Genomic DNA, 20,037 nt, shown 5'->3' on the forward strand with positions numbered 1-20,037 from the left:
GACCGAGCGGCCCATGTAGACGGCGACGGTAGCGCCGGAAATGGCGAGCTTGGCCCAATCCGGCAACGAATTGCCCTTGAGGTCGTGGCCGGTGGTGAACACCATCGACGACGACACACCGCGCAGCGTCAGCGGCAGTTCGAAATCGGCGGCAGCGGCGAAGGCCGCGGTGACGCCTGGAACCACCTCATAGGCGATGCCGGCGTCGCGAAGTGCTGCCATCTCCTCGCCGGCGCGGCCGAACACCAGCGGATCGCCCGATTTCAGCCGCACGACACGCTTGCCCTCACGGCCAAGCTCCACCAGCAACGCGTTGATCTCGGCTTGGCTCTTGGTATGGCAGCCCTTGCGCTTTCCGACCGGCAGGCGCTCGGCATCGCGGCGGCCCATGGCGACGACCGCCTCCGGTACCAGCGCGTCATGGACGATGACATCGGCCTCCATCAGCAGGCGATGCGCCCGCAGGGTGAGGAGGTCCTCGGCGCCGGGACCGGCGCCCACCAGGGCGATGTGGCCGTGAACGGGCGCGTCGGACAACAGCAGATCGGTGGCGGCTTCATGCGCCTGCGAAAAATCGCCGGCCTCGACGGCGCGCGCCGGCGCTCCGCCGAAGAAGTCACTCCAGAAACGGCGGCGCACATTGCCCCGGGGTAATCTCTCGGCGGCATTGCGGAACGACATTGCAAGCGCCGCCAGCGCGCCAAGCGACGGCGACAGCATGCGGTCGATGCGGCCACGCAGCATCTGTGCCAGTACCGGACCTGCACCTTCGGTGCCGATGGCAATGGCGACGGGTGCGCGGTTGACCAGCGCCGGAGTGAAGAAATCGCAGAGATCTGGCCGGTCGACGGCGTTAACGGGAATGCCCAGCCGGCGCGCGTCGGCGGCTACGCGGCGATCGAGCGCTTCGTCGCCGCTGGCGGCAAACACCATCACGGCGCCTTCGAGCTGCGAGGCATCATACGCGGCGGCCACATGCTTCGCGCTGGCTTCGGCGATGAAGGTCAACAACTCCGGCTCGGCATCTCTGGCGATGATGTGCAGAACGGCACTCGACTGGGCAATCAGCCGCGCCTTGGCCAGAGCCTCCTCGCCGCCGCCGACAATGGCTACGGCTTCGCCCTCGACCCGCAGGAAGACGGGAAAGGCGTTGAGCTTGGTGGTGGCTTGCGGCATGATAATAGCGATCCGGGACAGTTTCGCAGTTTTACGCCGAGGCGTAAAAAAGCAGAAGCAAAGCACTCGCGCATCCGGTGATGGCAGGCAATCGCTTTTTCGCAACCGCGAAGGGCAGGAGAAAAATATTCCACGCCCGTGCCCATGGGCACGCCGGGTCGCCGAAATCGGCCCTGATTTCAGGCGCTTTTAGCTGCCGGCGACCTGTCCCGCAAAACAGTTTTTTCTAATTTCTATTAATTTAGTAGATTAAAGCCGTCCGGTGGCGATTTCATGTTCAGCGCCCGGCCTGCACGGCTGTTCGGTGCGCCGCGTGGGTTGGAACGTTCACGGGCTGAAACGCGTTCCCGGTATAGCCACCACTCAACAAGGAGCGTCCTCATGAACACGATCAAACTGAAGCATGGCATTTGGGTTCTGGTGGCAGACGGTGAAAAGGCGCTCCTGCTCAAGAACGTCGGCGACACCAAGTTTCCCAACCTTGAAGTCGTGCATCTGATGGAACAGGAAAACCCGCCCACACGCGAACAGGGAAGCGACAGCCCCGGCCGGTACAATGACGGCCCATCCGTGCACCGCAGCGCGGTCGAGGAGACCGACTGGCACCGTATCGGCAAGGAACGCTTCGCCGAGGAGATTGCCGCCCGGCTCTACAAGCTTGCCCATAACGGCGAGTTCGACAGCATCGTGCTTGTCGCCCCCCCAGTGGTGCTCGGCGCCATGCGCAAGAAGCTGCATAAGGAGGTTGGTGACAAGGTGACGGCCGAAATCCCGAAGACCATGACCAACCACGGCATCCCCGAGATCGAGGCCCTGCTGCAGGCAGCCTGATCGCCGGCAACAAGGCGAATGCCATCGCGGGCTCAAACAGAACGGCGGCATCCCGGTCGCCGGTCCGGCATTTTTGTCGCCGCGCCGTCGCTTTTCGCACCTTGCGGGTTGCATCACCGTTGCCCCTTCCACCATATTGCGAAACAGGCGACGGCTCTCGGGCGCCGCATATCAGACATCGCTAGCTTGAAAGGCGCTCCATAGACAATGCCGCATGACACGCCCCTTATCGCCACCATCGTCGCCGGTCTGGGGCTGGCTTTTGTCTTCGGCGCTCTCGCCAATCGCTTCCGTATTCCCCCATTGGTCGGCTATCTCGTAGCCGGCGTTCTGGTCGGCCCGAACACGCCCGGTTTCGTCGCCGATGCAGGGCTTGCCAACGAATTGGCCGAAATCGGCGTCATTCTCCTGATGTTCGGTGTCGGCCTGCATTTCTCGCTCAAGGACCTTCTGTCAGTCCGCGCTATAGCCGTGCCTGGCGCCATCGTTCAGATTGGCTTTGCCACTGCGCTCGGCGCCGGGCTGTCCTGGATGCTCGGCTGGTCGATGGGCGCGGGCGTGGTGTTCGGCCTGGCGCTGTCGGTCGCCTCGACCGTTGTGCTGCTGCGCGCGCTTCAGGAACACCGCCTGATCGAGACCGAGCGCGGCCGCATCGCCGTCGGCTGGCTGATCGTCGAGGACCTGGCCATGGTGCTGGCGCTAGTGTTGCTGCCGGCGCTTGCCGGTGTACTCGGCGGCCAGGAACACGCCCCCAATGCCCATTCGGGCGACCTGCTGTCGCTGCCGGCCAGCTATGGCATATGGGGTGTCGTGGGCATCACGCTGGCCAAGGTCGCCGCCTTCGTCGTCGTCATGCTGGTGGTCGGCCGCCGGGTCATTCCCTGGATCCTGCACTACGTTGCCCATACCGGGTCGCGCGAACTGTTCCGTCTCTCGGTGCTCGCCATTGCGCTCGGCGTCGCCTTCGGCGCGGCAAAGCTGTTCGGCGTCTCGCTGGCGCTGGGCGCGTTCTTCGCCGGCATGATCATGAGCGAATCCGAGCTCAGCCACCGCGCGGCCGAAGAATCGCTGCCGCTGCGCGATGCCTTCTCGGTGCTGTTCTTCGTCTCCGTCGGCATGCTGTTCGATCCGTTCAGCCTGATCAGCAACGGCCTGCCGATCCTGGCGACGCTGGCCATCATTGTCATCGGCAAGTCGCTGGCGGCGTTCGTGATCGTCGTAGCCTTCGGCTATCCCCTGGCCACGGCCTTGATGATTTCGGCCAGCCTTGCCCAGATCGGCGAGTTCTCCTTCATCCTGGCCGAACTCGGCGTCGGGCTGAAACTTCTGCCCGAGCAAGGCCGCGATCTGATCCTGGCCGGCGCCATCCTGTCGATCGTGCTCAACCCGTTGATGTTCCTGGTTATCGACTGGATGAAGCCGTGGCTGGAGGCCCGCGCCATCAGGACGGCGCCACCAGCGGATACCAAGCCGGTCGGCCCGGCGACGGAACCGGGCCAGATGGCCTCGGTCGCCGCAACGTTGAGCAAGGAGGACGGCCCGCCGCCGACGACGACGCTTGCCGGTCATGCCATCCTGATCGGCTATGGCCGGGTCGGTGGCCTCGTCGGTGCCGCGCTGAAGGAAGCGGCACAGCCTTTCCTCGTCATCGACGATGCCGATAAGACGCTGGCGAGGCTGAAAGCAGACGGCATCGAAACCATCGCGGGTAATGCCGCCAATGCCGAAGTGTTCGCCGCGGCCAATCCTGAAGGCGCAAAGCGGCTGATCCTTGCCATCCCCAACGCCTTCGAGGCCGGCCAGATCGTGCTGCGGGCACGCGCCGCCAATCCCAACATCAATGTCATCGCCCGCGCCCATTCCGACGCCGAGGTCGAGCATCTGAAGGGACTCGGCGCCGATACCGTGATCATGGGCGAACGTGAGATCGCGCGCGGCATTGTCGAAGAGGTGCTTGGCCACGAGCCGCGGGTTTCTGAACCGTCCGCTGCCTGAGTCGACGCTACCCACAGGCGCGTTCAATCATGCCACGAATGCCGAGCCGCCATTTTGCGCGACACCGCCGAGATATTTTGCCGGGGGCTTGCCAAGCGCCTTCTTGAACATGGTGATGAAGGCGGTAACCGAGCTATAGCCGAGGTCGCCCGAGACTTGCTGCACGCTGGCACCGGACGCCAGCTCCCGAATGGCGACGATCAGGTGCAATTGCTGGCGCCAGCGCCCGAAGCTCAAGCCAGTCTCCTTGACGACGAGACGCGCCAGACTGCTTTCGCTGAGCGCGACGCGGTTGGCCCATTGTGCCAACGTACTGCGATCGGCAGGGTCTTGCGCCAGCGCCTCGGCGATCCGCCTCAAGCGCGGCTCGGATGAAATCGGCAGATGCAGCTGCTGGACAGGCATGCGCGGCAGTTCTGCAAGCAGGGTCTTGGTCAGGAGCTCATCCCTTGCCTGGTCGTCCTGCACGCTGTCGGACAGCTCGACGATCAGTTCGCGCAGCAGCGGCGAGATCGAAAGCGTGCAGCACCGGTCCGGCAATTCGGCGGCTCCCGGCTCGATATAGACGAAGAAGATCCGCGCGTTGGCCGTCGCGATGTTGCTGTGCTCGATGCCGCCCGGGATCCATACGCCGCAATGCGGCGGCACCATCCAAAGGCCGCTCGGAACGCGGCATGTGACGCCGCCTCCGAGCGCAAAGACGAGCTGGCCTTTGCGGTGCCAATGGGCGGGCACCTCCGCTCTGGTCTCGGTGACGTCGACACGCACGGCGATGGCTGGCGCCAGCACGTCATCGACATCGAAATTGACCCATGGGTAGCGAAGAGGCTGTCTCATGATTGACTGCTTTTAGCGATTAAATGCCATGATAGCTAAATTCTTCAAGCAGGGAAGTCGATAAGTTCCGGCCTCCAGCAAGAAGGTACGCACCCATGCTCGCCTTAGTCATATCTTCCGACAGCGCCTCGGGATTGAGGTTAGCCGAGGTCGAAGAACCTCGGCCCCTCGCGGACGAGGCGCTCGTCTCGGTCCACGCAACCTCGTTGAACCGGGGTGAACTGCGCTTGCTCACCATCCGTCCGAACGGCTGGACACCCGGCCAGGACATCGTCGGAATTGTCGAACGCGCGGCCGCCGATGGCTCCGGACCGATCACGGGCACCAGGGTCGCGGCTTTGGTCGACCAGGCCGGCTGGGCTGAACGGGTCGCCGTTTCAACAGACCGTCTCGCCGTCCTGCCGGATGAGGTCAGCTTCGCCTCGGCAGCCACGCTTCCGGTCGCCGGCACGACGGCGCTCAGGACTTTGCGCCACGGCGGTGACCTGGCCGGTCTAAAGGTCCTGATTACCGGTGCAAGCGGCGCCGTCGGTCGCTTCCAGATCCAGATCGCCCGCGAGCAGGGTGCGTCGGTGACCGCCATCGCCGCCGCCCGGCACCACGAGGATTTGCGTGAACTCGGAGCCGGGCAGATCGTGGATCGAGCAGGCCGAGGGGCCGTTTTCGCTGATCACCGAGTCGGTCGGCGGCGAAAGCCTCGCACACGCGATCGAACGCGTCGCCCCTGCCGGCACAATCGTCATGTTCGGCTCGAGCAGCGGTGAACTCACGCCGGTTGGGTTCCGTCAGTTCGTTCCGGGTCACGAAGGGGCGAGGCTCCAGACGTTCGCCTACTACACGTCCGGTTCAGCCATCGGCGCCGACATCGCCGCGCTGCTCGCCCTGGTCGCAGCTGGTCGGCTGGACACCCGCATTGCCTTGACCGTGCCATGGACGAACATCGGCCAAGCCCTGGACGCACTGCGACAGCGCAGCTTCAGCGGCAAGGCTGTCGTCACCATAGGCGGGTGAGCCGATCCTAGCCTGAAGTCGACCAGTTCATACGTGCTGGCCGCCATTGATGTGGATTTCCGAGCCGGTCACATAGGACGCCTGCCCGGAGCACAGGAAAAAGATGATGTCGGCGACCTCCGCCGTGGTGCCCAGGCGCCGAAGCGGAATGGTCTGGACGATCTTTTCCGTGCCCGGCGACAGGATCGCGGTGTCGATCTCGCCCGGCGCGATGGCGTTGACACGGATGCCGTGCGGACCGAAATCATGCGCCATCTCGCGCGTCAGCGAGCCGAGTGCGGCCTTCGACGTCGCATAGGCGGTGCCGGCGAAGGGATGCACGCGGGTGCCGGCGATCGAGGTCACATTGACGATCGAGCCCTTGGCCGCCGCCAATTCCTTGAACAGGCCGCGCGCCAGCATGATAGGCGCGAAGAAATTGACCTGGAACACGTCGCGCCAGACATGCATCGGCGTGTCGATCGAGTCCATCCGGCTGTTGCCATCCTTGAGCTTGGGCGAAATGCCGGCATTGTTGACCAGCGCGTGCAACTGCCCGCCATGCGCTTCGAGCCGATGACGGATCTCGGATACCGCAATACCGACATCTTCCTGATCGGCGAGGTCGACCTTGATGTGGTCCTCTGGACCGGCCGGCCACGGGCAGTCCTCGGCAAAGGCCTGGCGCGAGCAGGTGATGACCCGCCAGCCTTCACGCGAAAAGCGCTTCACCGTGGCATGGCCGATACCGCGGCTGGCGCCGGTCAGCACGATGGTTTTTCTGGTGTCTGTCTCGGTCATGTCGCGGTCTCCAGGCAGGACATGTAGCCGAACGCCGCCGGGGTTGCGAGAGGCGGATTGACGCCGCTAGCCGGCTGCTCAGCCGCCGCCAAGAATATCCAGGATCGAGGTCTGCCGCTTCTTGAGCCGACCGCCGACGCTGCCTGGCGGCACCGGGTGCCCGACCGAAGCCGTGGTGCCGCCATCCGCCGGCATGTTGAAGCCATCGGCATCGACGGTCTGAGCAGGCCGCGCCGCACGGACCGGCGCCGGCGGTGCCGCCGCCTGCGCGGCCGGCGCCTGCTGTCCAACCGAAGCCGAGGGAACCGGTGCGGGTTGGTTGTTGTCGGCCGAGGGAATGTCGTCGGGCACGATGGTGTCCGCCGGCGTCGACTTCCAGGTGCCGGGCAGCGGCCGCACCGGCACGCCCTCATGCGCGGCGACCATGAATTCGTGCCAGGCCTGCGCCGGCAGCGCGCCGCCGGTAACCTTCTTCATCGCCGTGCCGTCATCATTGCCGAACCACACGCCGGTGGTCAGATTGGCGGTGTAGCCGACGAACCAGGCGTCGCGCGAATTCTGGCTGGTGCCGGTCTTGCCGGCCGACGGCCAGGCGAAGGCCGCCTTCTTGGCGGTGCCGACCTCGACCGTCCCGGTCATCATCGAATTCATCATGCCGACGATCTCGGGCTTGATCACGCGCGGTGCGCTGCCGCCAGCGCTGTCATAGAGCACCTTGCCGTCGGATGTCGTGACGCGGCGGATGAAATGAATGTCGGGCTTGTAGCCGCCATTGGCGAAGGGCACATAGGCCGAGGTCAGTTCCAGCGGCGTCACTTCCGACGTGCCGAGCGCGATCGAGGTGTTGGCCAGCAGGTCGGACTGGATGCCCATGCGGTGCGCGGCTTCGACCACCGCGTTCGGCCCGACTTCCATGGTCAACTGCGCGGCAACCGAGTTGAGCGACTTGGCCAGCGCCGTCGCCAAGGTGACCTTGCCGAAGTACTTGCCGCCGTAATTGTCGGGTGTCCAATTGCCGATCTTGATCGGTGCGTCGTTGCGGATGCTGTCGGGCGTGCGGCCGGCCTCGAGCGCAGCCATGTAGACGAACGGCTTGAACGCCGAGCCCGGCTGCCGGCGCGCCTCGGAGGCGCGGTCGAACTGGCTGGTCGAATAGTCATAGCCGCCGACCATGGCGCGCACCGCGCCGGAATCGTCGATCGACACCAGCGCGCCCTGGGTGACGTTGAGCTTCTTGCCGCTGTCGTCGATCAGCCGGCGGATCGACTGTTCGGCGAGTTTCTGCAGGTTCAGGTCTACGGTAGAATCGATGACGATATCGCCGCGCACATCGCCGATCAGGTCGGGCAGTTCTTCCATGATTGTGTCGGCGACGTAATTTTCCGAGCCGGTCCAGTAGGATGGCGAGCGCGTCGCCGGCGCGCTCAGCGCCGTCTTCAGCTCTTTCTCGCTGATCTTGCCCTCCTCGCGCATGGCGGCGAGCACCAGCTGCGAGCGCTCCTCGGCGGCCTTGGGATCACGCGCCGGCGATAGCCGCGACGGCGCCTTCAGCAGGCCCGCCAGGAGTGCCGCTTCCGACAAGGTGACATCGCGCGCGCTCTTGCCGAAATAACGGCGCGAGGCCGCTTCGACACCATAGGCGCCGGAGCCGAAATAGACCCGGTTGAGGTACATTTCGAGGATCTGGTCCTTGGTGTGCTTGTGCTCCAGCCACAGCGCCAGCAGCACCTCCTGCACCTTGCGTTCCAGCGTGCGGTCGGGCTTCAGGAAAAGGTTCTTGGCCAATTGCTGCGTCAGCGTCGAACCACCTTGCGAGAAGTGCCCGCCGATGAGGTTGGTCACCATGGCGCGCGACAGGCCGATCGGATCGACGCCGAAATGCGAGTAGAAGCGGCGGTCCTCGATGGCGATCACCGCCTCGGGAATATACGGCGACATTTCGTGAAGGCCGACGGCCTCGCCGCCGCTCATGCCGCGATTGGCCAGCAGCTGCCCGTCGGCCGAGACGATCTTGATGTTGGGCGCACGGTCGGGGATCGACCAGGTCGTGGCCGCGGGCATCTTGGCACCGTAGTAGATAACGACGCCCGCCACCGCGATGCCGCCCCATATGGCGAGCACGAAACACCAATAGACCAGCCGGCCGAGCACGCCGAACAGGCCGCGTCCACTCCCGCCGCGCCTCCCCCGCGACGATTTCCCCTTCGATGATTTGCGTTTGGCGGAGGCTTTGCGATTGCTCGGCACGACGCGGTCCTCCTCGCTCACCGAAAGTCCCGTCTGGGATTTCGCCCGTGGCGGTCCCTCGAAGCTGGGCTCGATGCGACTGTCTCTGCGATTCGCCATGCGCTGCGCTTGATGTCCCCGGTGCCGATGGCGCTCGGGTTGAAGAGTAGATGCGGCGATTTAAGGGCGGGTTAAGCAGAGGTTCGGGCAAGCGTCTGAATTCCGTTAGGAATTTGTTAATCCATTGCCAGCGTCGCGCAGCGCGACGGATGTGACAGGCTCCGCGTACCCGAAGCACCGTCGGCGTCCGAACGCTCGTGACGAGCCCTCATTTGTGGCTCTGGCGTTTTTCTATCTCGTAGCTCAGCCACCGGCAGAACATACCCATGACCGACGCGGCGGCGCCGACAAGCAGGCAGACGACCAGCAGCGGGCTTTTTGAAGCGCTCGACCAACTCACTATGGCCAGCAGGACGACACTGGCGGTGGAAATCAGATAACCCACCCCCTTGAGCAAGTGCAGAGAAGCTGTTGTCATGCCTGAAACATCCTCCGCCTGTCTTATGGAACATTCATTTCGCCTTGGAGTTCCATTCAGAGCAAACCCCACGACGCCGATGAAGCGGCAGGGTGATCAAGAAGGGTATGAAGGCCTTTGCCGCCAGGATGCGGATGCAGACTGGCGGCCCAACCCGGATCTCTTCATAATCCGCTCGAATTTCACATCCGGTTAGTCGGGACCACCAGCCTGCCGTGGCAAGGCGACGAGACACTCGCGCTTGATTCTTCGAGCAGCGCACGGTTGCGGAGCGGAAGGCTCCGAATCGGCCCCGATTTCAATGGCGTCAGGCTATGCGAAAGCGCCCGGCCGGCGGCGCGCTCATTGGTCGTTGTCGTCGCCGGCGGCGGGCCGCCAGCTGGTTGGCTCGACCTTCTTTTGCGTGTGGCTGTCGATGTAGACCCACCAACCGTCGTCGCGGTATTGCGCGATGGATTCATTGAGGACGCCATCGCTGTCTTTCCAGGTGACGGTGACCTTGGAGCCGTCGGTCGGCGCGGTCGATATCGGCTTTCTGTCCGCCATCTCATCCCCTTCTTCCAGCCGGTAGATCGCCACGAGGGCCATCAGCTGTGAGCGAAGATATCCTCTTCGTCCCAGCCCATCAGGTCAAGCTTGGCCCGCGTCGGCAGAAAGCGGAAACAGGCGTCCGCCTCCATCGTGCGCCCCTCGCGCGCCAGCCGCCCGGCCAGCACATCGCGCAACCGATGCAGATAGAGCACGTCCGAGGCCGCGTATTCGAGCTGCTCGGGCGACAACGTTTCGGCCGCCCAATCCGACGATTGCTGCGCCTTGGACAGGCCGACGCCGAGAAGCTCGAAACAGATGTCCTTCAGCCCGTGCCGGTCGGTGTAGGTGCGCGTCAGCCGCGACGCGATCTTGGTGCAGAACACCGGCTCGGCCATCACGGCAAACGCATGGTAGAGCACAGCGAGGTCGAAGCGACCGTAGTGGAACAGCTTGGTCACGCTGTCGTTTCCCAGCAGCTTGACCAGGTTCGGTGCTTCCTTCTGCCCCGGCGCGATCTGGATGACATCGACACTGCCATCGCCAGGCGAAATCTGCACCACGCAGAGCCGGTCACGGTGGGGATTGAGGCCGAGCGTTTCCGTATCGATGGCCACCGCAGCGACATCGTAGCGGGAGAGGTCAGGCAGATCGTTTTTATGGAAGCGGATATCGCTCATCGTCTTCTCCGGGTCGCGGCCTTCGGCGTCGCGCATCCATCGAAGAAGCGCACACGCGCTCCAACAAATTGCGCTGTCGACCCGTCCTCGCCGTGATCGGCGGAAAAATCAACAGAAAGTTGATTTTCCGCCGTCCAGGGTTGTCCGCCTTACCGTGTCAGCGCGTCCAGAATGCGCGCCCAGGAGCGCTGGCCCTTGTGGAAGGAGCTGAGCTCGTATTTCTCGTTGGGCGAGTGGATGCGGTCGTCGTCGAGGCCGAAGCCGACCAGCAGCGATTCCATGCCGAGATAGGTCTGGAAGTCGCCCACCACCGGAATGGAGCCGCCGCTGCCGGTCGTCACCGCGGGCTTTGGCCATTCGTCCGAAAGTGCGGTCTTGGCCTTGGCCAGGAACGGCGAGTCGTAGGAAAGCTGGATTGCCGGTGAACCGCCATGAGCGTGGAATTCGACCGAGCAATCGGCCGGGATGCGCTCCTTGACGAATTTCTGGAAAGCCGCGCGGATTTTCTTCGGATCCTGCTTGTGGACGAGGCGGAAAGACACCTTTGCCGAGGCTTCCGCGGCGATCACCGTCTTGAAACCCTTGCCGGTATAGCCGCCGATGATGCCGTTGAACTCGGCGGTGGGCCGCGCCCAGGTCAGTTCCAGTACCGAGCGGCCTTTTTCGCCCGACGGGATCGACAGGCCGACAGGTCCGAGGAAGGTCTCGGCCGTCTCGCCCAGCGTCTCCCATGATTTCAGCACCTGCGAGGGCGTTTCCTCGACACCGTCATAGAAGCCCGGAATGGTGATATGGCCGTCCTTGTCGTGGATGTCGGCCAGCACCTTGGCCAGGATGCGGATCGGGTTCGCGGCAGCGCCGCCATAGAGGCCCGAATGCAGGTCGCGGTCGGCGGCCTTAACCGTGATCTCCTCGCCGACCAGACCGCGCAGCCCGACGCAGATCGACGGCGTGTCGCGGTCCCACATGCTGGTATCGCAGACCAGCGCGAAGTCGGCCTTGAGCTCCTCGGCATTGGCCTCGAGGAACGGCTTCAGCGAGGGCGACCCCGATTCCTCCTCGCCTTCGAACAGGATGGTGACGCGGCACGGCAGACCACCATGCACCTGTTTCCAGGCACGGCATGCCTCGACGAAAGTCATCAGCTGACCTTTGTCGTCGGCCGAGCCGCGCCCGGTGATGATTTTGTGACCAGGTGCAACCTCCTTGATCGCCGGGGCGAAGGGATCGTTTTCCCACAGCTCGATCGGGTCGACCGGCTGCACGTCATAATGGCCGTAGAACAGCACATGCGGCGCGCCCGCCGGCCCGTCGTGATGCGCAACCACCATTGGGTGCCCGGGCGTGTCGCGCACGCTGGCGTCGAAGCCGATCAGCTTGAGTTCCGCCACCAGCCATTCCGCCGCCTTGCGGCAGTCGGCGGCATAGGCTGGATCAGTGGAGATCGACTTGATCCCGAGCAGGCCGAAGAGCCGTTCTAGGCTCTGGTCGAGGTTCTGGTCGAGACGGTCGAGGACAGGGGAAACTGCGGACATTTGCATAGCCTTTCGATTCAGTGCCGGAACCGTAAAGGCAGAGCGGCGAAACGAAAAGCCCGGGACGATTGGACCACGGCCCGGGACGGTGGCCGCAGGCAAAAAAATGCCGCCGTGGTGGAGGGGGAACCACGGCGGCCTTTTACTCGAAACGATGCGGCAGCCCGGAGAGGGGGGATAGGCTGCCGCAATTGTCCGGTATAGGCGGGGGACGGGCCTTGCTCCGGACTTCGGCGAAAACTGCCGATGAACTGTATTTGGGTCCCTGAACGTGGCGATTCAAGGGCACCAACGTTACACTTTTGTAACGTGCCCGTGAGCGGGCTTGTATAACCCCGATCCGTCAGGGTCCCGATCTGTCAGGGTGTTAACGGAACCTATATCTGGCGATGTCTTTGGCATGGACCAAGCCATCGCGCCGCGCTATCCCTGCCGGCATGAAAAAAGGCGATCATCTCTTCCTCATTGACGGCTCTGGCTACATCTTCCGGGCCTATCACGCACTGCCGCCGCTGACCCGCAAGTCCGACGGCCTGCCGGTCGGTGCCGTTTCCGGCTTCTGCAACATGCTGTGGAAGCTGATGCAGGATGCCCGCAACACCGATGTGGGCATTGTGCCGACGCATTTTGCCGTCATTTTCGACTATTCCTCGAAAACCTTCCGCAACGACCTCTATCCCGAATACAAGGCGAACCGTTCGGCGCCGCCCGAGGATCTGATCCCGCAATTCGGCCTGATCCGCCAGGCAACCAGGGCGTTCAACCTGCCTTGCGTCGAGATGGAAGGCTTCGAGGCCGACGATCTCATAGCCACTTACTGCCGGCTGGCCTGCGAGGCCGGTGGCGATACCACCATCATCTCCTCCGACAAGGATCTGATGCAGCTGGTTGGCGACACGGTCGGCATGTACGACCCGATGAAGGATCGCCAGATCGGCATCCCCGAAGTCGTCGAGAAATGGGGCGTGCCGCCGGAAAAGATGATCGACCTGCAGGCGCTGACCGGCGACTCCGTCGACAATGTGCCTGGAGTGCCCGGCATCGGGCCAAAGACCGCGGCGCAACTGCTCGAGCAGTTCGGCGATCTCGACGGATTGCTCGCCCGCGCCGGCGAGATCAAGCAGGAGAAAAGGCGGGAATCGATCATCGCCAACGCCGACAAGGCGCGCATCTCGCGCCAGTTGGTGACGCTGAAGAACGACGTGCCGGTGGCCGAGGGGCTGGACGATTTCCTGCTGCATGCGCCCGACGGGCCGAAGCTGATCGGCTTCCTCAAGACCATGGAATTCACCTCGCTGACCCGCCGCGTCGCGGAAGCGACCGGCACCGAGGCCGGCGACGTCCAGGCCGTCGCTGTGACCGTCGAACGCGCCGATAACGCACATGGCCCCGACATCGGTGCCGGAACATCGCCCGTTACCCGAACCGGCGTGGGCTCCGAACCTGGCCAGGCTGCTGAAGCCGAGACGACGGAGAGGCCAAAACAGGGTGACACCCCTTCCCTCCTGGCCGCATTGCGGCTGGAGGGCGCGGCGACACGCAAGATCGATACCTCGGCCTATCAGTGCATCCGCGATATCGCGACGCTGAAAGCCTGGGTCGCCGAGGCGCGAGAGGCTGGTATCGCTGCCTTCGACGTCAGGGCGACGTCGACCGATCCGATGCAGGCCGAACTGATCGGCATGGCAATGGCCACGGCGCCCGGCCGCGCCGGCTACATTCCCTTCGCCCACAAGAGCGGCAATGGTGACTTGCTCGGCGGCGGCGCGCTCGAAAACCAGATACCGCTTCGCGAGGCACTGGCGGTGCTGAAACCTCTGCTTGAGGACAGGTCGGTGCTGAAGATCGCGCAGAACCTGAAATATGACCTGGTCATCATGAGCCGCTACGGCATCGATGTCGCGCCCTTCGACGACACCATGCTGATCTCCTACGTGCTCGACGCCGGCACTCCGCACGGCCACGGCATGGATGCCCTTGCCGACAAATGGCTTGGCCATAGGCCCCTTCAGCTCAAGGACGTGACCGGTTCCGGCAAAAGCTCTGTCGGTTTCGATCAGGTCGACATCGACAGGGCGACGGCTCACGCCGCCGAGGATGCCGACGTGACGTTGCGGCTGTGGCTGGTGCTGAAGCCCCGCCTTGCCGCCAAGGGCCTGGTCTCGGTCTATGAACGCCTGGAGCGGCCGCTGGTGCCGGTGCTGGCGCGCATGGAACAGCGCGGCATTTCGGTCGACCGGCAGATCCTGTCACGGCTTTCGGGCGAGCTGGCGCAAGGTGCAGCCCAGCTCGAAGAGGAAATCTACCTGCTCATCGGCGAGCGCATCAACATCGGCTCGCCCAAGCAGCTCGGGGATATCCTGTTTGGCCGCATGGGCCTGCCCGGCGGCTCCAAGACCAAGACCGGCCAGTGGTCGACCTCGGCGCAGCTGCTCGAAGACCTTGCCGCCGAAGGTCACGAACTGCCGCGCAAAATCGTCGACTGGCGCCAGCTGACCAAGCTGAAATCGACCTACACCGATGCGCTGCCGGGCTTCGTCAATCCCGAAACCAAGCGCGTCCACACCTCCTACGCGCTGGCCGCGACGACGACCGGCCGGCTGTCGTCTTCCGACCCGAACCTGCAGAACATTCCGGTGCGCACGGCTGAAGGGCGCAAGATCAGGACCGCTTTCATCACCGACAAGAGCCACCGGCTCGTGTCAGCCGACTACAGCCAGATCGAACTGCGCGTGCTCGCCCATGTCGCCGAAATCCCACAACTGCGGCAGGCCTTTGCGGATGGCGCTGACATCCATGCCATCACCGCGTCTGAAATGTTCAATGTGCCCGTGGAGGGCATGCCGTCGGAAGTGCGCCGCCGCGCCAAGGCGATCAATTTCGGCATCATCTATGGCATCTCGGCTTTCGGCCTCGCCAACCAGCTGTCGATCCCGCGTGAGGAGGCGAGCGCCTACATCAAGAAGTACTTCGAGCGCTTTCCCGGCATCCGCGACTATATCGAGGAGACCAAGGCCTATGCCCGCGAGCACGGCTTTGTCGAAACGATCTTCGGCCGCCGCATCCACTATCCCGACATCAGGTCGTCGAACCCGTCGCTACGGGCGTTCAACGAGCGCGCCTCGATCAACGCCCGCCTGCAAGGCACCGCCGCCGACATCATCCGCCGCGCCATGATCCGCATGGAGGAAGCCTTGGACAAGGCCAAGCTGTCCGCCCGCATGCTCCTGCAGGTGCATGACGAACTGATCTTCGAAACGGTCGAGGCGGAAGTCGAGGCGACGATCCCGGTCGTGCGCCATGTCATGGAAAACGCGGCGATGCCGGCGGTATCGATGTCGGTGCCGCTGCATGTCGACGCGCGGGCCGCCAACAATTGGGACGAGGCGCACTGACGCGCTAGAGCAATTTCAGGAAAAGTGTATAGCGGTTTTCCCGGGAAAAGCGCTTAGCACTTTCCCTGGAAATTGCGTGAAACAAAGAGTTAGAGCGGTTAGGCGATTCTATCAATCGCTGAACCGCTCTGGCGAATGCCCTCAGGCGCTTGCGCCAAACACTTCGCGCACGTCCCGCGAAATTCGATCACCGCCTTCTTGGCGGCGAAGCCGGTCGAGTTGACCCATTCGTTCAGCCGGTGGTCGACGTCGTGGTCGGACATTTCGGTCACCTGCCCGCAGCCGTCGCAAATGGCGAAAGCGGTCATCGAGTGGCTGTGGTCGTGCGGCTCGGCGCAGGCGACGAAGGAGTTGATGCTTTCCAGCCGGTGCACGAAGCCCGACTTCACCAGCGTGTCGAGCGCGCGATAGACCTGTAGCGGCGCGCGAAAACCGCGCTCGCGCAGCTGGTCGAGCAAGGTGTAGGCGCTGAGCGGCCCGCTGGCGGTCTCGAGTTTCTCGAGCACGCACAACTGGTTTTTCGTCAGCACATCCCTTGCCGCCATGGTTCTGTTCCAACCTGCCCTGCGCCATCCATAGGCTGTTTGCTCTTGCAAACGGCCTGACCCCATTCAGATAGCGACGAACCGCCTTCTTTGCTACTCTTCTGTTGCTGTCCCGAGCCGATCGATGACGTGCCGGCACATTGGTGATGACAGGCTTTATGACGGAGCGACATTCAAAATACTGACAAAATCCTCGACGAGGATGGTCTCGCTTGGGAAATTCGATCGGGGCTTGGGGAGCAATATGATCAAATTGACACGCCGGACGCTGCTTGTCGGCGCGTCCGCGTTGATGACCGCCGGCACGGTTTCGTTCCGGGCACTTGCCGCGTCGCGCACCTACCATGCGCTGCTCGTGGCCTGCACCGAATATCCAGCCTTGCCGCAGAGAAACTGGCTGATCGGGCCGAAGAACGATGCCGGCCTGGTGCACGAATACCTGCTGAAGAACGTGCCCGATCCGGTGCGTTTCGCGCCGGAAAACGTCACGCTGCTGGCCAAGGATGTGCCCGGCGCCCAAGGCTTGCCGACCCATGCGGCGATCAAGACGGCACTGGCCGATCTCGCCGCCAAGGTTCAGCGTGACGACTTCGTCTACCTGCATCTGTCCGGCCACGGCGCCCAGCAGCCCGAGAGGATCAAGGGCGACGAGACCGACGGTCTCGACGAGATTTTCCTGCCCGTCGATATCGAGAGGTGGATCAACAGGGATGCCGGCGTGCCGAACGCGCTGGTCGACAACGAGATCGGCGACGCGCTCGATGCCATCCGCGACAAGGGCGCCTTCGTCTGGGCGGTGTTCGACTGCTGTCATTCCGGCACCGCGATCCGCGCCGTCGATGTCGACGACGAGCTGGATCGCAAGGTCGAGTTCGCCGACCTGGTCGGTGGCGACAAGGCCGCCAGGGCGGCGGCTATCAAGACCTATGAGGACACCGTCGCGAGCACCTCGCGCGGCCTTGACGAGAATGGCCAGCGCAAACCTGCCTTCAACCTGACGCCGACTGGCGGCGAACCTACCACCAGGGGCAAACTGGTCGCCTTCTATGCCGCGCAGACGGTGGAGACGACACCGGAGATGCCGCTGCCCAAGGGCACGGCCGATGCGCCGCGCTTCGGCCTGTTCACCTTCACCATCCTGTCGAAGCTCGCCGAAAACCCCAACGTCACCTACCGGCAGCTCGGCCAGGCCGTGCTTCAGCAATATTCGGCCGACAGCCGCACCCGGCCGACGCCGCTGTTCGAAGGCGAACTCGACGCGCGCGTGTTCGGCACCGACAGGACGGATGCGGTCATGCAGTGGCCCGTTATCGTCAAGAACGGCGAGGCATCGATCGGCGCCGGCCTGCTGCATCGTCTCACCCCCGGCAGCAAGCTCGCCATCCTGCCGTCGGCGCTGTCGTCGCTGTCCGACGCGGTCGGCTATCTCGAAGTGGAATCGGCGAAGAACCTGGAGAGCCGCGTCAAGCCGGTCGAGTTCGACAAGAAGCCCGCGCTCGAGATGGCCGACATTCCCGCCAATGCCTATGCCCGCGTGGCGGAGATCGCCGTCGACTACAAGCTCGTCGTCGCACGGCCGGCCGCGACCAAGGGATTGGAGACGGAAACAGCACTCGTCAATTCGGTTCTCGACGACCTGGCCGCGGCCAGGGAGACCGGCTTCACCATCGAACTCGTCGATCCAGGCAAGAGCGCCGAGCTTCGCTTCGTGGTGATGCCCGAGAATGCCATTGCCGGCGCCGACAAGAATGCAACCGACAAGCCGGCCCTATGGTTCCTGCCGGCCTCGGGCGACGTGGCCTTGAAGGATGGCGGCAGGCCGCCGCTGATCATCATCCACCTCGACGACCGACAGAAACTCGTCGATGCGACGGCCAGGAATTTGCGTACCATCTTCCGCGCCACCGGGCTTTCCAGGCTGGCGGCGGCCTCCGACTACAAGCCCGAGGACGTCGACGTACAATTCCAGGTCAAGCGTCGTGACAAGGACGGGCTGGAGCCGCTGCAGGCCTCGGTGGTGCCGCGCGTTTCGCCTGGCGACGAGGTGCACGTGCTGGCCAAGAACAGCTCGGACCAGCTGGTCGACATCAATGTGCTCTATGTCGGCAGCGACTATTCGATCACCCACATCGTTGCCGAGCGGCTGGCGCCGCAGGCCACGCTTGAGGAGGGATTGCTTGCCTTCACCGACACCAGCTTCGGAATGGAGCGGATGATCGCGGTGCTGACCGAGGCGCCGCCGGAAAGCGAAAAGGAAGATCTGAGCTTCCTGGCGCAGGACGGTGTCGCGTCGATGACACGCGGAATAGGCCCCGCCAGCTTCTCCGACATGCTCGCCGATATAGGCATGGCGCCGTCGACCCGATCGGTGATGCGGCTTGCCGACAAAAGCGGCCCGAAGGGAGCGGTGATGATTTTCCCGATGGAGACGGTGCCGCGCGCCTGAGAATCCAGGCGCGGGTGTTCATTGCCGGGCCTTGCACTGCCGGCACGATGGGTGAAAACTTTGGCCGCCGCGTCGGGAGACGATACGGCCGGGCGGAATGGATGGGGTGTTTCGTGAGCTATAGCGCATTTTCCTGGAGTGCCACGCTTGGCGGCATCGCCGCCAGCCTGCTGCTGGTTGCCGACGCGTCAGCGCAGGACGCCTGCGGCCTCTGCGCCAAGCAGGTGGTCATCAATTCGGAACTGGCGACCTGCTTTCTCGACCAGTACGACCAGATCGCCAAAGCCAAAAGCGACGCGATCGTCGTCGATCTCTCAGGCTGCGCCTCGCGGGGCATCGTCGAGGCCTTGCCGTCGCCGACCAAGGCGCCGGCGGAGCCGGACGTGCAGTTCATTGTTTTGCGCCCGCAGCTGGCGTGCCTGAAGAAGCAGCTTGAAGCGCCCGGCGTCGTGCTCGATCCCTCCGCCATCATCAAACTGGACGGCTGCAAATGAAGAAGCCGGCGGGCACAACAAGGCAAACGGCACCTGTGGTGCCGGCAAAGGCGCCGGCTGCCAATCAGACGCTGCCGGAAACCACCGAAGGCTTCCCTTGGCCGAGCAGCCATGAGATCAAGAAGGAAAGCAACCCCTTCACCGACCGCGACTGGCGCATGCTGGTCTATGCCTGGTCTGGCATGCTGGTGCGCTTCGCCATCATCTTCACCTTGGCATTCTCGGTCTATCAGTTCCTGGCCAACCAGGAACAGAAGCGCGTCGAGCAGACCATGTCGCTGGTCGAGCTGTGGGAGACCAAGGACTACCAGCAGGCGCAGCGGGCGCTGAAAGACCGTCTCGCCACGCTCAACGCCAAATACGACAACCTGCTCAGCGCCAACCCTTCACCGACCGAGGAGCAGGTATTCCGGCAACGTATCGGTATCGAGGCGATGAGCGCATCCGGCGGCGACATGCCGCTCGCCGACTTCAGCGAGAATTTCGACCGCATCGTCTATTTCCTCAACCGGCTGTCCTTCTGCGTCGACGGCGACCTGTGTTCGCGCAAGGTGACCGACGCCTATTTTCGCGATTATGCCGTTTCTTTCTGGAGCTATTTTGCCGGCTATGTCGACAAGCAGCGCAAGGCCGGCTCGCCCACCTTCGCCACGGCGATCGAGGCTTATGTGCGCAGGGGGCAACCGTCGGCTGAAGCCAAGTAACGATGACAAAGGTCGGGGTGAGCTTCCGTCTTATGCGTGGCTGCCTTTGGCTCGCCTCGTGCAAAAGAAGCACGCAGGAAGCGTCAGTATGAAAAAAGCGGCGGGAACATCCCGCCGCCAGACTGCTGACAAACCCCCGTCGAATTTCGGCGGGGTTTTGTTTTATGGGACTGAATGGATTTGCGATTTTGGTGTCAGGATAATTTGACGGGATGGCGCAGGAGGCACACCGGGTGGTTCTTGGGCCTCAGGCGAAGCCGGTTCTTGGCTTTGGCCACTGGCAAAGGGCGATTTTCTTGATGTTCTGCGCTGCGGC

15 protein-coding genes and 1 pseudogene are annotated in these 20,037 nt (G+C 63.6%); 7 read left to right on the forward strand and 9 right to left on the reverse strand.

Features of this window, described 5'->3' with window-relative positions; translation table 11 throughout:
* A partial coding sequence (cysG, locus tag O7A61_RS23070; protein WP_337131765.1) for a siroheme synthase CysG occupies positions 1-1,176 on the reverse strand: 1,176 nt, incomplete at its 3' end.
* 381 nt (positions 1,177-1,557) lie between these two features.
* Here cysG and O7A61_RS23075 point away from each other — a divergent pair.
* Entirely contained in the window at positions 1,558-2,007 is a 450-nt protein-coding gene (locus tag O7A61_RS23075) for a host attachment family protein (protein WP_337131766.1), read from the forward strand.
* Positions 2,008-2,214: 207 nt separating this feature from the next.
* Entirely contained in the window at positions 2,215-4,002 is a 1,788-nt protein-coding gene (locus O7A61_RS23080) for a cation:proton antiporter domain-containing protein (RefSeq protein ID WP_337131767.1), read from the forward strand.
* A gap of 27 nt (positions 4,003-4,029) precedes the next feature.
* Here O7A61_RS23080 and O7A61_RS23085 read toward each other — a convergent pair whose 3' ends face one another.
* Positions 4,030-4,839, reverse strand: coding sequence for an AraC family transcriptional regulator (locus tag O7A61_RS23085; RefSeq protein WP_337131768.1), 810 nt, complete (start codon positions 4,837-4,839; stop codon positions 4,030-4,032).
* Positions 4,840-4,934: 95 nt separating this feature from the next.
* Here O7A61_RS23085 and O7A61_RS23090 point away from each other — a divergent pair.
* Positions 4,935-5,850 (forward strand): annotated as a pseudogene (locus O7A61_RS23090) (zinc-binding dehydrogenase).
* Between the two features lie 27 nt (positions 5,851-5,877).
* Here O7A61_RS23090 and O7A61_RS23095 read toward each other — a convergent pair.
* The 6 genes from O7A61_RS23095 to O7A61_RS23120 all read right to left on the reverse strand — a co-directional run bounded on the left by O7A61_RS23095 (position 5,878) and on the right by O7A61_RS23120 (position 12,137).
* Positions 5,878-6,630: an SDR family NAD(P)-dependent oxidoreductase gene (locus tag O7A61_RS23095; protein WP_337131769.1), complete on the reverse strand. Its 753-nt coding sequence runs from the start codon at positions 6,628-6,630 to the stop codon at positions 5,878-5,880.
* Positions 6,631-6,708: 78 nt separating this feature from the next.
* The gene (locus O7A61_RS23100; protein WP_027143065.1) at positions 6,709-8,976 is read right to left on the reverse strand and encodes a transglycosylase domain-containing protein; all 2,268 of its coding nucleotides are present in this window, start codon (positions 8,974-8,976) and stop codon (positions 6,709-6,711) included.
* A gap of 208 nt (positions 8,977-9,184) precedes the next feature.
* A complete protein-coding gene (locus O7A61_RS23105; protein WP_337131771.1) occupies positions 9,185-9,394 on the reverse strand; it encodes a hypothetical protein in 210 nt (69 codons plus the stop codon).
* Positions 9,395-9,736: 342 nt separating this feature from the next.
* Positions 9,737-9,940 carry a hypothetical protein gene (locus O7A61_RS23110; protein WP_337131779.1) on the reverse strand — a complete coding sequence of 68 codons (204 nt, stop codon included), beginning with the start codon at positions 9,938-9,940 and terminating at the stop codon, positions 9,737-9,739.
* A 41-nt stretch (positions 9,941-9,981) separates the two neighbouring features.
* Positions 9,982-10,602, reverse strand: a complete 621-nt coding sequence (locus O7A61_RS23115; RefSeq protein ID WP_337131772.1) for a ribonuclease D — start codon at positions 10,600-10,602, stop codon at positions 9,982-9,984.
* A gap of 149 nt (positions 10,603-10,751) precedes the next feature.
* Entirely contained in the window at positions 10,752-12,137 is a 1,386-nt protein-coding gene (locus tag O7A61_RS23120; protein ID WP_442921102.1) for a M20/M25/M40 family metallo-hydrolase, read from the reverse strand.
* 437 nt (positions 12,138-12,574) lie between these two features.
* Here O7A61_RS23120 and polA point away from each other — a divergent pair, with 437 nt between their 5' ends.
* Positions 12,575-15,532 (forward strand): DNA polymerase I, encoded by a 2,958-nt coding sequence (gene polA / locus O7A61_RS23125; protein ID WP_337131780.1) that lies wholly within the window; start codon positions 12,575-12,577, stop codon positions 15,530-15,532.
* Positions 15,533-15,630: 98 nt separating this feature from the next.
* Here polA and O7A61_RS23130 read toward each other — a convergent pair whose 3' ends face one another.
* The gene (locus O7A61_RS23130; protein ID WP_337131775.1) at positions 15,631-16,077 is read right to left on the reverse strand and encodes a Fur family transcriptional regulator; all 447 of its coding nucleotides are present in this window, start codon (positions 16,075-16,077) and stop codon (positions 15,631-15,633) included.
* A 244-nt stretch (positions 16,078-16,321) separates the two neighbouring features.
* On the opposite strand from O7A61_RS23130, the gene O7A61_RS23135 reads away from it, so the two are divergent.
* The 3 genes from O7A61_RS23135 to O7A61_RS23145 all read left to right on the forward strand — a co-directional run bounded on the left by O7A61_RS23135 (position 16,322) and on the right by O7A61_RS23145 (position 19,721).
* Positions 16,322-18,523 carry a caspase family protein gene (locus O7A61_RS23135; protein WP_337131776.1) on the forward strand — a complete coding sequence of 734 codons (2,202 nt, stop codon included), beginning with the start codon at positions 16,322-16,324 and terminating at the stop codon, positions 18,521-18,523.
* A gap of 113 nt (positions 18,524-18,636) precedes the next feature.
* Entirely contained in the window at positions 18,637-19,017 is a 381-nt protein-coding gene (locus O7A61_RS23140; protein WP_337131777.1) for a hypothetical protein, read from the forward strand.
* Complete coding sequence (locus tag O7A61_RS23145; RefSeq protein ID WP_337131778.1) at positions 19,014-19,721, forward strand: DUF4760 domain-containing protein; 708 nt, start codon at positions 19,014-19,016, stop codon at positions 19,719-19,721. The genes O7A61_RS23140 and O7A61_RS23145 overlap by 4 nt, the downstream gene beginning before the upstream one ends.
* The last annotated feature ends 316 nt before the right edge of the window (positions 19,722-20,037 follow it).

It is taken from the genome of Mesorhizobium sp. Cs1321R2N1, assembly GCF_037179725.1.
Classification (GTDB): Bacteria; Pseudomonadota; Alphaproteobacteria; order Rhizobiales; family Rhizobiaceae; genus Mesorhizobium; species Mesorhizobium salmacidum.

What these genes read in the sequence shown, in the direction of transcription:
- O7A61_RS23075 (WP_337131766.1), top strand. Translation starts at nt 1,558, where the DNA reads ATGAACACGATCAAACTGAAGCATGGCATTTGGGTTCTGGTGGCAGAC.
- O7A61_RS23080 (WP_337131767.1), top strand. Translation starts at nt 2,215, where the DNA reads ATGCCGCATGACACGCCCCTTATCGCCACCATCGTCGCCGGTCTGGGG.
- O7A61_RS23085 (WP_337131768.1), bottom strand. Translation starts at nt 4,839, where the DNA reads ATGAGACAGCCTCTTCGCTACCCATGGGTCAATTTCGATGTCGATGAC.
- O7A61_RS23095 (WP_337131769.1), bottom strand. Translation starts at nt 6,630, where the DNA reads ATGACCGAGACAGACACCAGAAAAACCATCGTGCTGACCGGCGCCAGC.
- O7A61_RS23100 (WP_027143065.1), bottom strand. Translation starts at nt 8,976, where the DNA reads ATGGCGAATCGCAGAGACAGTCGCATCGAGCCCAGCTTCGAGGGACCG.
- O7A61_RS23105 (WP_337131771.1), bottom strand. Translation starts at nt 9,394, where the DNA reads ATGACAACAGCTTCTCTGCACTTGCTCAAGGGGGTGGGTTATCTGATT.
- O7A61_RS23110 (WP_337131779.1), bottom strand. Translation starts at nt 9,940, where the DNA reads ATGGCGGACAGAAAGCCGATATCGACCGCGCCGACCGACGGCTCCAAG.
- O7A61_RS23115 (WP_337131772.1), bottom strand. Translation starts at nt 10,602, where the DNA reads ATGAGCGATATCCGCTTCCATAAAAACGATCTGCCTGACCTCTCCCGC.
- O7A61_RS23120 (WP_442921102.1), bottom strand. Translation starts at nt 12,137, where the DNA reads ATGTCCGCAGTTTCCCCTGTCCTCGACCGTCTCGACCAGAACCTCGAC.
- polA (WP_337131780.1), top strand. Translation starts at nt 12,575, where the DNA reads ATGAAAAAAGGCGATCATCTCTTCCTCATTGACGGCTCTGGCTACATC.
- O7A61_RS23130 (WP_337131775.1), bottom strand. Translation starts at nt 16,077, where the DNA reads ATGGCGGCAAGGGATGTGCTGACGAAAAACCAGTTGTGCGTGCTCGAG.
- O7A61_RS23135 (WP_337131776.1), top strand. Translation starts at nt 16,322, where the DNA reads ATGATCAAATTGACACGCCGGACGCTGCTTGTCGGCGCGTCCGCGTTG.
- O7A61_RS23145 (WP_337131778.1), top strand. Translation starts at nt 19,014, where the DNA reads ATGAAGAAGCCGGCGGGCACAACAAGGCAAACGGCACCTGTGGTGCCG.